Below are 13,621 nucleotides of genomic sequence, written 5' to 3' on the forward strand. Positions count from 1 at the left end.
TCACCCCCCAGATTTCCAGGTGGCCATGAACGAGATAACCGCCCCAGAGCAATATGATCTGCAAACCGCCGCGCTGAAGGTGCCGCCGCATTCCATCGAGGCCGAACAGGCCGTGCTCGGTGGCCTGATGCTGGACAACAACGCCTGGGAGCGCGTGCTCGATCAAGTCTCCGATGGCGACTTCTACCGGCATGACCACCGCCTGATCTTCCGCGCCATCCACAAGCTGGTGGATCAGAACGTCCCGTTCGACGTGGTCACCCTGCACGAGCAACTGGACAAGGAAGGCCTGAGCACCCAGGTCGGCGGCCTCGGCTACCTCGGCGAGCTGGCGAAGAACACCCCGTCGGTGGCCAACATCAAGGCCTATGCGCAGATCATTCGCGAGCGCTCGACCCTGCGCCAACTGATCAGCATCAGCAACGACATCGCCGACAGCGCCTTCAACCCGCAAGGGCGCAACGCCGAAGAGATCCTCGACGAAGCCGAGCGGCAGATCTTCCAGATCGCCGAGGCGCGTCCGAAGACCGGCGGCCCGGTGGGCGTCAACGAACTGCTGACCAAGGCCATCGACCGCATCGACACGCTGTTCAACTCCGACAGCGAGATCACCGGCCTGTCCACCGGCTACACCGACCTCGACGAGAAGACCAGCGGCCTGCAGCCGGCCGACCTGATCATCGTCGCCGGCCGTCCGTCGATGGGCAAGACTACCTTCGCCATGAACCTGGTGGAAAACGCCGTGCTGCGCAGCGACAAGGCGGTGCTGGTGTACTCCCTGGAGATGCCAGGCGAATCGCTGATCATGCGTATGCTCTCGTCCCTCGGCCGCATCGACCAGACCAAGGTGCGTTCCGGCCAACTGGACGACGACGACTGGCCGCGGCTGACCTCGGCGGTCAACCTGCTCAACGACCGCAAGCTGTTCATCGACGATACCGCCGGCATCAGCCCGTCGGAAATGCGTGCGCGGACCCGTCGCCTTGTTCGCGAGCATGGCGATATCGCCATGATCATGATCGACTACCTGCAGCTGATGCAGATCCCCGGTTCCAGCGGCGACAACCGGACCAACGAGATTTCCGAGATCTCCCGGTCCCTCAAGGCCCTGGCCAAGGAATTCAACTGCCCGGTCATCGCCCTGTCGCAGCTCAACCGCTCCCTGGAGCAACGGCCCAACAAGCGCCCGGTGAACTCCGACTTGCGGGAATCCGGAGCGATCGAGCAGGACGCCGACGTGATCATGTTCGTCTACCGTGACGAGGTGTATCACCCCGAGACCGAGCACAAGGGCATCGCCGAGATCATCATCGGCAAGCAGCGGAACGGTCCGATCGGCTTTATCCGCCTGGCCTTCATCGGCAAGTACACCCGCTTCGAGAACCTCGCCCCGGGCAGCTACAACTTCGACGACGACGAGTAAGAGCGTCGCCTGACCAATTCCGACCTTCAGCGTCGGAATTGGTCAATTTTTGTGCTATTCTCCGCGCCCGTGATTTTCCCGCCTTCCAAAAAAACCGGTCACTGACATGCAAGCAGCCAAACCACTCTTCGACTATCCCAAGTACTGGGCCGAATGCTTCGGGCCAGCGCCGTTCCTGCCGATGAGCAGGGAGGAGATGGATCAGCTCGGCTGGGATTCCTGCGACATCATCATCGTGACCGGCGACGCCTACGTCGACCATCCGTCGTTCGGCATGGCGATCATCGGCCGTCTGCTGGAAGCCCAGGGCTTCCGCGTCGGGATCATCGCCCAGCCCAACTGGCAGTCGAAAGACGACTTCATGAAGCTCGGCGAGCCCAACCTGTTCTTCGGCGTCGCCGCCGGCAACATGGACTCGATGATCAACCGCTACACCGCGGACAAGAAGATCCGTTCCGACGACGCCTACACCCCGGGCGGCCTGGCCGGCAAGCGCCCTGACCGCGCCAGCCTGGTCTACAGCCAGCGCTGCAAGGAAGCCTACAAGCACGTGCCGATCGTCCTCGGCGGCATCGAGGCCTCGCTGCGCCGTATCGCGCACTACGACTACTGGCAGGACAAGGTCCGCCACTCGATCCTGATCGACGCCTGCGCCGACATCCTGCTGTACGGCAACGCCGAGCGCGCCGTGGTCGATATCGCTCAGCGCCTGTCGGCCGGCGAGCGCATCGAGCAGATCACCGACATCCGCGGCACCGCGTTCATCCGCCGTGACACCCCGCAGGGCTGGTACGAGATCGACTCGACCCGTATCGACCGTCCGGGCAAGGTCGACAAGATCATCAACCCCTACGTCAACACCCAGGACACCCAGGCCTGCGCCATCGAGCAGGAGAAGGGCAACGTAGAGGACCCGAACGAGCCGAAGGTCGTGCAACTGCTCGACAGCCCGCGCATGACCCGCGAAAAGAGCGTGATCCGCCTGCCTTCCTTCGAGAAGGTGCGCAACGACGCGGTGCTCTACGCCCACGCCAACCGCGTGCTGCACCTGGAAACCAACCCCGGCAACGCCCGGGCCATGGTGCAGAAGCACGGCGAAGTCGACGTCTGGTTCAACCCGCCGCCCATTCCGATGACCACCGAGGAAATGGACTACGTGTTCGGCATGCCCTACGCGCGGATCCCGCACCCGGCCTACGGCAAGGAGCGTATCCCGGCGTATGAAATGATCCGTTTCTCGGTGAACATCATGCGTGGCTGCTTCGGTGGCTGCACCTTCTGCTCCATCACCGAGCACGAAGGGCGGATCATCCAGAACCGGTCCCACGAGTCGATCATTCGTGAGATCGAAGAGATCCGCGACAAGGTCCCGGGCTTTACCGGGGTGATCTCCGACCTTGGCGGCCCGACCGCCAACATGTACCGGATCGCCTGCAAGAGCACCGAGATCGAGACTCACTGCCGCAAGCCGTCCTGCGTGTTCCCGGGGATCTGCCCGAACCTGAACACCGACCACTCGTCGCTGATCAAGCTGTACCGCAGCGCCCGCGCCCTGCCGGGGGTGAAGAAGATCCTGATCGCCTCGGGCCTGCGCTACGACCTCGCCGTGGAGTCGCCGGAATACGTGCGCGAGCTGGTCACCCACCACGTTGGTGGCTACCTGAAGATCGCCCCGGAGCACACCGAGGAAGGCCCGCTGAACCAGATGATGAAGCCTGGTATCGGCAGCTACGACCGCTTCAAGCGCATGTTCGAGAAGTACTCGAAGGAGGCGGGCAAGGAGCAGTACCTGATCCCGTACTTCATCGCCGCGCACCCGGGCACCACCGACGAAGACATGATGAACCTGGCGCTGTGGCTCAAGGGCAACGGCTTCCGTGCCGACCAGGTGCAGGCGTTCTACCCGTCGCCGATGGCCTCGGCCACCGCCATGTACCACTCGGGCAAGAACCCGCTGCGCAAGGTCACCTACAAGAGCGAAGGCGTGACCATCGTCAAGAGCGAGGAGCAGCGCCGCCTGCACAAGGCCTTCCTGCGTTATCACGATCCGAAGGGCTGGCCGATGCTGCGCGAGGCCCTGGAGCGCATGGGCCGTGCCGACCTGATCGGCTCGGGCAAGCACCAGTTGATCCCGGCGCACCAGCCGGCGACCGACAGCTACCAGAGTGCCCGACGCAAGAACTCCACCCCGGCGGGCAGCCACAAGGTGGGCAAGGAACAGAAGATCCTCACCCAGCACACCGGCCTGCCGCCGCGTGCCAGCGATGGCGCCAAGCCGTGGGACAAGCGCGAAGAGGCCAAGGCCGCCGCGTTCGCCCGCAACCAGGAAGCGGCCAAGGCGCGCAAGGATGCGGCCAAAGGTGGCAAAGGCGGCAAGGGCAAGACCAAGCGTCAGCCGGTCCTGCCGCGCTAAGCCCCATGACGGGGCCAGCGCCCCGTCATGAAGCCCCTCATTGCACCTATCCGGTGCAAGGTGCCGAGAGCCTCATCGCTGGCAAGCCAGCACCCACAAGGATCGCGCCGGGCCCGCATTTTGTGGCTGGCATGGAACCCTGTGGGAGCTGGCTTGCCAGCGATGAGGCCAGACCAGACACCGGAAAAGCCACTGGCATAACTCTTGCCGCATCCCGCCCACAACTCCCCTGTGAGCGCCCCGATGCCCGACCTGCTGGATGCCCTGACCCCAAGCCCCGCGACCTGGCATGAAATGCTGGCCGTCGACGGCAGCGTGCGTCCGCACTGGCAGGAGCTGCTCGCCCACCTGCAACGCAGCGGCACGCAGCAACTGACCCAGCGCCAGTCCCTGCTCAACCGGCAACTGCGGGAAAACGGCGTCACCTACAACATCTACGCCGACCCGGACGGCGCCGACCGCCCTTGGGAACTGGACCTGCTGCCCCAGGTCATCCCCGCCGCCGAATGGGACGAACTGGCTCGGGGCATCGCCCAGCGTGCGCAGGTGCTCAATGGCGTACTCGCGGATATCTACGGGCCGCAGCAACTGATCGCCGAGGGTTTGCTGCCCGCCGAGCTGGTCTTTGGCCACAACAACTTCCTCTGGCCCTGCCAGGGCATCGAGGTCCCCGGGCAGACCTGGCTGCATATCTACGCCGCCGACCTGGCCCGCGGTCCCGACGGACGCTGGTGGGTCACCGCCGACCGCACCCAGGCCCCCTCCGGCGCCGGCTACGCCCTGGAAAACCGCACCGTGGTTTCCCGGGCCTTCCCCGAGCTGTACCGCGACCTGCACGTGCAGCATCTGGCCGGCTTCTTCCGCACCCTGCAACAGACCCTGGCACGCCAGGCTCCTTGCGGACGGGAAACACCCCTGGTGGTACTCCTGACCCCGGGCCGCTTCAACGAAAGCTGGTTCGAACATCTCTTCCTCGCCCGCCAGCTGGGTTATCCACTGGTCGAAGGCAGCGACCTGACCGTGCGCGATGGCACCGTCTACCTCAAGACCCTCAGCGGCTTGCGCCGGGTCCACGCGATCCTGCGTCGGCTCGACGACGATTTCTGCGATCCCCTGGAACTGCGTACCGACTCCGCTCTCGGCGTGCCCGGCCTGCTAGACGCGGTGCGCCAGGGCCGCGTGCTGGTGGCCAATGCCCTGGGCAGCGGTGTGCTGGAGTCACCCGGACTGCCGGGCTTCCTGCCGGGGATCAGCCAGCGCCTGCTGGGTGAAGAACTGATCCTGCCGTCCATCGCCAGTTGGTGGTGCGGCGAGCCGGCGGCGCTGGAGCAGGCCCTGGAGAAGATGCCGGACCTGCTGTTCAAGCCCGCCTTCCCCTCGCAAAGCTTCCAGCCACTGCTGGGGCGGGATCTGGACGCGGCCCAGCGCCAGGCCCTGGCCGAACGCCTGCGGGCGCGTCCTTACGCCTATGTCGCCCAGGAACTGGCGCAACTGTCCCAGGCGCCGGTCTGGCAGGGCGCTGGCCTGGAGGATCGTCCGGTGGGCATGCGCGTCTACGCCGTGGCCGACGCCGAGGGTTGGCGGGTCCTGCCGGGCGGCCTGACCCGGGTGGCGGCGCAGGCCGATGCTGAAGTGGTCTCGATGCAGCGCGGCGGCGCCAGCAAGGACACCTGGGTCCTGGGCGAACGCCCGGCCCGGGGCGAACAGTGGCAGGTCAGTCGCAGTCTTGGTGTGGCCGACCTGGTGCGTGCGGATCCCTACTTGCCCTCGCGGGTGGTGGAAAACCTGTTCTGGTTCGGCCGCTATTGCGAGCGCTGCGATGCCAGTGCCCGGCTGCTGCGGATCCTGCTTGGGCGTTACCTCGACGGCGACTCACCGCAAGCGCTGGAGGCGGCGGTGCAACTGGCCGAACAGCTCGAACTGCTGCCCGAGGAGGGGACCCTCGACACCCGCTTGCGCACAGCCCTGCTCGACCCGAACTGGGGCTTCAGCCTGCGCGCCAACCTGCAGCGCCTGCAATGGGCGGCGGGGCAGGTGCGGGGCAAGCTGTCGCGGGAGAACTGGCAGGCGCTGAGCGAGCTGCAACGGGAGGCCCAGCGCCTTGACGACCTCTCCGCCGACTTCACCGAACTGCTGGATTTCCTCAACCGCCTGATCCTGTCGATGGCGGCGCTGTCGGGTTTTGCGCTGGACGACATGACCCGCGACGAAGGCTGGCGCTTCCTCCTGACCGGGCGGCGGATCGAGCGCCTGTACGCCCTGAGCGGCAGCCTCGCCGGCTTCTTGCGTGGTCCGGCAGCGACCGACCAGGCCGGTCTGGAATGGCTGCTGGAACTGGCCAACAGCAGCATCACCTACCGCTCCCGTTACCTGGCGGTGGCGCAACTGGTTCCGGCATTGGACCTGCTGCTGCTGGACGAGCAGAACCCCCACGGCGTGCTGTTCCAGTTGCGCTCGCTATTGCGTTCGCTGGAGCGCCTGCGCAGCCCGGCGGAGGCCGAGCTGAGCGAGCTGGCCGAGCGCTTGAAGCGTTTCGACCTGCGCAGCCTGGAAGACCCGTTGTTTGGCGAGGCCAGCCTGCAGGCGGTGCTGGAGGGGCTGGCCGCGATGCTCGAACGGATCGCCTCGGGCGCCGAAGCCGCCGCCGAGCGCCTGGCCCTGCGCCATTTCGCCCATGTCGATATCAGCCAGCAGACGGTGTCCTCCTGATGAGTGCGCGTTACCAGATTCTTCACGACACCCATTACCGCTACGCCAGCCCGGTGTCCCTGGCTCAGCAGTTGGTGCACCTGTGGCCGCGGGAGTGTGCCTGGCAGCGTTGCGAGGAGCGGGTGCTGGAGGTGAGTCCGCTGCCGACCCGGCGCCGCGATGAGCAGGATGTTTTCGGCAACCCGCTGACCCGCCTGGGCCTGGAGTACCAGCACGATGAGCTGAAGGTCAGCACCCGCGTGCGCATCGAAGTCCTGCCGCGCCGGCAGCCAGTCCTTGCCGCCTCGCCGGCCTGGGAGCAGGCGCGGGAGGCCCTGGCCTATTCGCGGCAGGCGTTGTCCCCGGTCGTTCTGGAGGCCAGCCGCTACCGTTTCGAATCGCCCTTCGTGCGTCTGAAAAAACGTTTCGTGGCGTTCTCCGAGCCTTGCTTCGGCCCCGGTGTGCCGTTGCTGGAGGCGGTGCGGGCGCTGATGGACAGGATTTTCCGCGAGTTCACCTTCGATGCCGCCGCGACCCAGGTCGCCACGCCGCTGGTGGAGGTGCTGGAGCGACGTCGCGGGGTCTGCCAGGACTTCGCCCACCTGATGCTCGCTTGCCTGCGTTCGCGGGGGCTGGCGGCGCGTTATGTCAGCGGCTACCTGCTGACCCAGCCGCCGCCCGGGCAGGCCAGGCTGATCGGCGCCGACGCCTCCCATGCCTGGGTCTCGGTGTTCTGCCCCCGGCATGGCTGGGTGGACTTCGATCCCACCAACAACCTGCTGCCGGCGCTGGAGCACATCACCCTCGGTTGGGGCCGTGATTTCGCCGATGTCTCACCCCTGCGCGGGGTGATCCTCGGCGGCGGCAGCCACGACCCCGAGGTGCGGGTGACGGTGCTGCCGCTGGAGGATCAGGTCGGCGGCTGATCGACCCACTTTGGCTGCACCACCGGCTCCCAGGCGGACAGGGCGTCGAGCAGGGCATCGGGCTGTTCGTTCATCTGCAGCATCGAGCGGTGTTGCGGGCGCACGAAGCCTTCCGCGACCACATGGTCGAGGAAGCCGCTGAGTTTCTCGTAGAAGTCGTTGACTTCCAGCAGGCCCAGCGGCTTGCCGTGGTAACCGAGCTGGCCCCAGGTCCAGACTTCGAACAGCTCTTCGAATGTTCCCAGGCCGCCGGGCAGGGCGATAAAGGCATCGCTCAGTTCGGCCATGCGCGCCTTGCGGGCGTGCATGCCGTCGACCACTTCCAGGCGGGTCAGGCCCGGGTGGGCGATTTCGGCGCGTTGCAGGCTGACCGGGATGATCCCGACCACTTCGCCACCGGCCGCCATGGCCGCATCGGCGACGATACCCATCAGGCCCACGGCACCACCGCCGTAGACCAGGGTCAGGCCGCGTTTGGCGATGGCCTGGCCGAGGGCGATGGCGGCTTCACGGTAGACCGGGCTGGCCCCGGTGCTGGCGCCACAGAAAACACAAACGGAACGTAGGGACATGACTTCCTCCGGGTCGAAAACGGCCACAGGGTACGGTCATGGGGCGTTGGTTCCAAGTCTTGTATTTCACTCCGGACGGGAGAACTCGCAGGCAGCGCCGGTGGCACCGCAGGCGTAGGCGGCCAGGAGGCTTTGCATGAAATTGCCGAGGGTCATGTCGTACTACTCCTAAATGAGAGGTTGTCCCATCCTCGGTCATAGGGGCATGATGGCGCACGTTGATTGTCTTGATGGACACCATAGAGAATTTCACTGCCGATTCAGGGTCTTAACCCTTGACCCATGTCACCAGTCCGCTGCGCTGGATGGGGCAGTCTGATTTCAATAAAAAACCTGCCATGGAGATTCACAATGTTTGCCAAGTTTGTTGCCGTATCCCTGCTGACCCTTGCCAGTGCCCAGGTAATGGCGGCTGATTGCAAGGTCACCGTCGACTCCACCGACCAGATGTCCTACAACACCAAGGAAATCGTGATCGACAAGAGCTGCAAGCAGTTCACTGTCGATCTGACCCACTCCGGTACCCTGCCGAAGAACGTCATGGGCCATAACCTGGTGATCGCCAAGGCTGCCGACGCCCCTGCCATCGCCACTGCCAGCATGGGCAAGGGCCTGGACGGCGGTTACCTGGATGAGAGCGATGCGCGCATCGTTGCCCACACCAAGCTGATCGGCGCGGGTGAAACCAGCTCCGTGACCTTCGATGTGTCCAAGCTGGAAGCGGGTCAGGACTACCAGTTCTTCTGCACCTTCCCGGGCCACATCAGCATGATGAAGGGCGCTGTCGTACTGAAGTAATTCCTTCAGGGGCCTTCAGGGCCTCATCGCTGGCAAGCCAGCTCCCACAGGTCCGTTGGGGAGCTGGCTTGCCAGCGATGCTGTTCTCACGGCGCGAACGGCATCTCCCGCTTGTGCTGCGTCTTCTCGTACGTCCGCTTGATGATCCCGAACGCTTCCTCGCTCACCGGCTCGCCGTGCAGGAAGGCGTCGATCTGTGCGTAGGTCACGCCATGGGACGCTTCGTCCGGCTTGCCCGGCTCCAGATCCTCCAGGTCGGCGGTCGGCACCTTCTCCACCAGTGACTCCGGCGCTCCGAAGCTGCGGGCGATCGAGCGCACCTGGTTCTTCACCAGGCCACTCAGCGGCGCCAGGTCGCAGGACCCGTCACCGAACTTGGTAAAGAAGCCCATCACCGCCTCGGCAGCGTGGTCGGTACCGATCACCAGGCCGGCGCGGGCACCGGCGATGGTGTACTGGGCCACCATGCGCATCCGCGCCTTGGTATTGCCGACGACGAAATCCACCATGGCCGGCTTGCCGCCGTCCAGGGCCTTGACCTCGGTGGCCAGGGCGCGCACCGCCGGGGCAATGTTCACCGTGTGCAGTTCATCAGGCTTGATAAAGTCGATGCAGGCCTGGGCGTCGTGCTCGTCGTGCTGCACGTGGTACGGCAGGCGCACGGCGATGAAGCGGTAGGCCTGGTCGCCGGTCTGCTCGCGCAGTTCATTGACCGCGCGCTGGGCGAGCAGGGCGGCGGTGAGCGAATCGACGCCACCGCTGATGCCCAGGACCAGGACCTTCAACCCGGCATTCTTCAGGCATTGCTGGATAAAGGCGACGCGCCGGGCGACTTCGGCGTCGAGGGCGGCGCGGTCGGCGAATGGCGGCTGGACCTTGAGCTGCTGGGCGATTTCTCGCTGGACGGCTTGCATGGGTTACTCCTCGCTGGGAACTTGGAAAACGTGACGCAGGTAAGAGACGAAATTGGCGTCGCGGCACTGGGTCTTGGCGGCCTCATCGGAGATCTTCGCCACCGGCTGGCCGTTGCAGTCGGTCATTTTAAGCACGATGCTCATCGGCGCCACGCCGGGGATGTCGCAGGTCAGGTTGGTGCCGATGCCGAAGCTGACATTGATCCGCCCGCGCAGCGCCCGGAATATTTCCAGGGAGCGCGGCAGGTTGAGGCCATCGGAAAACACCAGGGTCTTGGTCATCGGGTCGATCCCGAGCTTGCGGTAGTGGGCGATGGCCTTTTCCGCCCAGAGCACCGGATCCCCGGAGTCGTGGCGCAGGCCGTCGAACAGCTTGGCGAAGTACAGGTCGAAATCGCGCAGGAAGGCATCCATGGTGATGCAGTCGGTCAGGGCGATGCCGAGCAGGCCGCGGTACTCGCGGACCCAGCAGTCGAGGGGGGCGATCTGGCTGTCGATCAGGCGCGGGCCGAGCTGCTGGTGGGCCATGATCCATTCATGGGCCATGGTGCCCAGCGGCTTGATATCCAGTTTCCATGCCAGGTGCACGTTGCTGGTGCCGACGAAGCGCGCCGGGAACTCGCTCTTCAGCACCTTCACCACTTCTTCCTGGACGCCATAGGAGAAGCGCCGGCGGGTGCCGAAATCGGCGACCTGCAGCCCGGCCAGCTCGTCTTCGCTGGCATTGGCCCGCAGCCAGTCGAACTTGCGCAGCAGTTGGTCGCGGGCGTCGCCCAGCACCACCTGTGGATAACGGTTGCGGTTGCGCACCTCGCTGACGATCGCCAGCAGCGGCACTTCGAAGAGGATCACGTGCAGCCAGGGGCCCTTGATGCGCAGGTAGAACTGGTCGTTCTCGATGCCCATGTCGAGGTAACGCAGGTTGAAGCGGAACAGGCCGAGGAAACGCAGGAAATCCGGCTTCATGAAGCTGATCTGTTCGAGGAAGCCCAGTTGCTCGTCACTGATGCTCAGGTCGCTGAGGCGCTCGATCTGTGCACGGATCTGCCCCAGCCAGGGGCGCAGGTCCTCGCCATTGCGGCAGCGGAACTCCCACTCGACGTCGACGTTGGGGTAGTTGTGCAGCACCGCCTGCATCATCGTCAGCTTGTAGAAATCGGTGTCCAGCAGGCTTTGCACGATGCGGTCTGCGAAGGCGCTTTCGCTCATTAGGTCGCTCCAGTTCCGGCGGGTGCCATCAAGGCTGCCCATTGTGCCAGTGTACTCCGCCCGGGGTCAGGCCGATTCACGGGTCGTTCGGTAGCAGACTACCGATAGCGGCGATTTTCCCGGGGCGGTCTAGCCTCTTATGGTGCTTGTTGTAGCAGTCGCGCACCGCGGATGTGCAGTTCCGTTACGCATCCTGTTACAGGGCGGTTGCACGTAAACACGCGTCAAGGTTGCAATGATGGCATCGGCGGGTTGCGCTTTCCCTCTTCGGAAGGTTGCTCTTTGTGTCTGGCAAGCGGTTGCACGACCTGAAAAGAAAGCCCGGAAGTCTCTGCTGGAAAACTGCGGTGCGTGTTTTTTTCGAATAAAAAACCGATGGCACGGCCCTTGCTCAGAGCAATGGGCTGAAACAAGTTGCTGAAGTAGTCGTGCCAAATCAAAAAAACATCAGGAGCACCACCACATGTCGCAGACGTTTTACAAGAAAGGCTTTCTTGCTCTCGCCGTGGCCACGGCGCTGGGCGTTTCTTCGTATGTCCAGGCCGATCTGAAGATTGGTGTCGCAGGTCCCATGACCGGCGCCAACGCAGCCTTCGGCGAGCAGTACATGAAAGGTGCCCAGGCTGCGGCCGATGCGATCAATGCCAAGGGCGGCGTGAACGGCGAGAAGATCGTCCTGGTCAAGGGCGACGACGCCTGCGAACCGAAGCAGGCCGTGGCCGTGGCCAACCGCCTGGTGGACCAGGACAAGGTCGCCGGCGTGGTCGGCCACTTCTGCTCCTCCTCGACCATCCCGGCCTCCGAGGTCTACGACGAAGCCGGCGTGATCGCCATCACCCCGGGCTCGACCAACCCGCAGGTCACCGAGCGCGGCCTCGGCGCCATGTTCCGCATGTGCGGGCGTGACGACCAGCAGGGCATCGTCGCCGGCGACTACATCGTCGATGTGCTCAAGGGCAAGAAAGTCGTGGTCCTGCACGACAAGGACACCTACGGCCAGGGCCTTGCCGACGCCACCAAGGCACAGCTGACCAAGCGCGGCGTGACCCCGGTGCTGTACGAAGGCCTGACCCGTGGCGAGAAGGACTTCAGCGCCGTGGTCACCAAGATCCGCGCCGCCGGTGCCGATGTCGTCTACTTCGGTGGCCTGCACCCGGAAGCCGGTCCGCTGGTCCGCCAACTGCGTGAGCAGGGTCTGAAAGACGTGGCGTTCATGTCCGACGACGGCATCGTCACCGACGAACTGGTCGCCACCGCCGGCGGCGCGCAATACACCAACGGCGTGTACATGACCTTCGGCGCCGACCCGCGCCTGCTGCCGGACAGCAAGGAAGTCGTGGAGCAGTTCCGCAAGGGCGGCACCGAGCCGGAAGGCTACACCCTGTACGCCTACGCCTCGATCCAGGCCCTGGCCGCCGGCTTCGAAGGCGCCAAGTCGAAGAAGGGCGAAGACGCCGCCAAGTGGCTCAAGGCCAATCCGGTGAAAACCGTGATGGGCGAGAAGAAGTGGGACAGCAAGGGCGACCTGACCGTCTCCGACTACGTGGTCTACCAGTGGGACGCCAACGGCAAATACCACCAGCTCGAAAAACAAAAATAACAAGCGCGACCGGCCCGGGCTGCCAACGCCCGGGCCGGTTTCCGGTTCTGCGCCGTACCTGTCTTTTCCCGTAGATCTGCACAAACCTGCGCTGCGAGGGCCGTGTCATCCGCGGTTCGCCGTAGTCGGCGCTTGTGCAATCTCAAATACGTGAGATTGCGTTATGGATGGAATTTTCCTGCAGCAACTGATCAATGGGCTGACCCTCGGGTCCGTCTATGGTCTGATCGCCATCGGCTACACAATGGTCTATGGCATCATCGGCATGATCAACTTCGCGCACGGCGAGGTGTATATGATTTCCGCCTACCTGGCGGCAATCAGCCTGGCATTGCTGGCCTATTTCGGTATCGAGTCCTTTCCGTTGCTGATGCTGGGAACCCTGTTGTTCACCATCGTCGTCACCGGGGTCTACGGCTTCACCATCGAACGCATCGCCTACAAACCCCTGCGCAACTCCACCCGCCTGGCGCCGCTGATCAGCGCCATCGGTATCTCGCTGATCCTGCAGAACTACGCGCAGATCAGCCAGGGCGCCCGCCAGCAAGGCGTGCCGACCCTGCTCGAAGGCGCCTGGCGCTTCGACGTCGGTACCGGCTTCGTACAACTGACCTACACCAAGATCTTCATCCTCATCGCCGCCTTCGCCGGCATGGCCCTGCTCACCTACGTGATCAAGTACACCAAGCTCGGCCGCATGTGCCGGGCCACCCAGCAGGACCGCAAGATGGCCTCGATCCTGGGGATCAACACCGATCGGGTGATCTCCTACGTGTTCGTCATCGGCGCGGTGATGGCGGCCCTCGCCGGGGTGCTGATCACCATGAACTACGGCACCTTCGACTTCTATGCCGGCTTCATCATCGGCATCAAGGCGTTCACCGCCGCGGTACTCGGCGGCATCGGCTCGTTGCCCGGGGCCATGCTCGGGGGGATCGTGCTGGGTATCTCGGAATCGCTGTTCGCCGGCCTGGTCAACTCCGACTACAAGGACGTGTTCAGCTTCTCCCTGCTGGTGCTGATCCTGATCTTCCGTCCCCAGGGCCTGCTGGGTCGCCCGCTCGTGGCTAAGGTGTGA

General features: G+C 64.5%; 10 protein-coding genes. 7 read left to right on the forward strand and 3 right to left on the reverse strand.

Annotated features, from left to right (window positions below):
- Positions 1-25 precede the first annotated feature (25 nt).
- The 4 genes from dnaB (at position 26) to AC2CQI_RS23125 (ending at position 7,450) form a co-directional block, all read left to right on the forward strand.
- Positions 26-1,423, forward strand: coding sequence for a replicative DNA helicase (gene dnaB, locus AC2CQI_RS23110; RefSeq protein ID WP_075804739.1), 1,398 nt, complete (start codon positions 26-28; stop codon positions 1,421-1,423).
- A 106-nt stretch (positions 1,424-1,529) separates the two neighbouring features.
- On the forward strand, positions 1,530-3,836 hold the full coding sequence (locus AC2CQI_RS23115; protein ID WP_484577990.1) for a YgiQ family radical SAM protein: 2,307 nt from the start codon (positions 1,530-1,532) through the stop codon (positions 3,834-3,836).
- 243 nt (positions 3,837-4,079) lie between these two features.
- Positions 4,080-6,545 (forward strand): circularly permuted type 2 ATP-grasp protein, encoded by a 2,466-nt coding sequence (locus tag AC2CQI_RS23120; RefSeq protein ID WP_484577991.1) that lies wholly within the window; start codon positions 4,080-4,082, stop codon positions 6,543-6,545.
- Positions 6,545-7,450 carry a transglutaminase family protein gene (locus tag AC2CQI_RS23125; RefSeq protein WP_484577992.1) on the forward strand — a complete coding sequence of 302 codons (906 nt, stop codon included), beginning with the start codon at positions 6,545-6,547 and terminating at the stop codon, positions 7,448-7,450. The genes AC2CQI_RS23120 and AC2CQI_RS23125 overlap by 1 nt, the downstream gene beginning before the upstream one ends.
- Here the strand turns inward: AC2CQI_RS23125 and AC2CQI_RS23130 are convergent.
- Positions 7,435-8,022 carry a cytokinin riboside 5'-monophosphate phosphoribohydrolase gene (locus tag AC2CQI_RS23130; RefSeq protein WP_484577993.1) on the reverse strand — a complete coding sequence of 196 codons (588 nt, stop codon included), beginning with the start codon at positions 8,020-8,022 and terminating at the stop codon, positions 7,435-7,437. The two genes, AC2CQI_RS23125 and AC2CQI_RS23130, sit on opposite strands and share 16 nt — an antisense overlap.
- 351 nt (positions 8,023-8,373) lie before the next feature.
- Between AC2CQI_RS23130 and azu the strand changes: the two genes are divergently transcribed.
- Positions 8,374-8,820, forward strand: a complete 447-nt coding sequence (gene azu, locus AC2CQI_RS23135) for an azurin (protein ID WP_075804735.1) — start codon at positions 8,374-8,376, stop codon at positions 8,818-8,820.
- Between the two features lie 86 nt (positions 8,821-8,906).
- Here azu and nadE read toward each other — a convergent pair whose 3' ends face one another.
- Both nadE and pncB read right to left on the reverse strand, forming a co-directional pair.
- On the reverse strand, positions 8,907-9,734 hold the full coding sequence (nadE, locus tag AC2CQI_RS23140; protein ID WP_484577994.1) for an ammonia-dependent NAD(+) synthetase: 828 nt from the start codon (positions 9,732-9,734) through the stop codon (positions 8,907-8,909).
- A 3-nt stretch (positions 9,735-9,737) separates the two neighbouring features.
- A complete protein-coding gene (gene pncB / locus AC2CQI_RS23145) occupies positions 9,738-10,943 on the reverse strand; it encodes a nicotinate phosphoribosyltransferase (protein ID WP_484577995.1) in 1,206 nt (401 codons plus the stop codon).
- A gap of 463 nt (positions 10,944-11,406) precedes the next feature.
- Here pncB and AC2CQI_RS23150 point away from each other — a divergent pair, with 463 nt between their 5' ends.
- Together AC2CQI_RS23150 and AC2CQI_RS23155 are read left to right on the forward strand one after the other, a co-directional pair.
- Positions 11,407-12,543, forward strand: a complete 1,137-nt coding sequence (locus AC2CQI_RS23150) for a branched-chain amino acid ABC transporter substrate-binding protein (RefSeq protein WP_075804732.1) — start codon at positions 11,407-11,409, stop codon at positions 12,541-12,543.
- 163 nt (positions 12,544-12,706) lie between these two features.
- Positions 12,707-13,621: an ABC transporter permease subunit gene (locus AC2CQI_RS23155; RefSeq protein WP_009398626.1), complete on the forward strand. Its 915-nt coding sequence runs from the start codon at positions 12,707-12,709 to the stop codon at positions 13,619-13,621.

This window comes from Pseudomonas sp. P2S-1 (assembly GCF_057197725.1).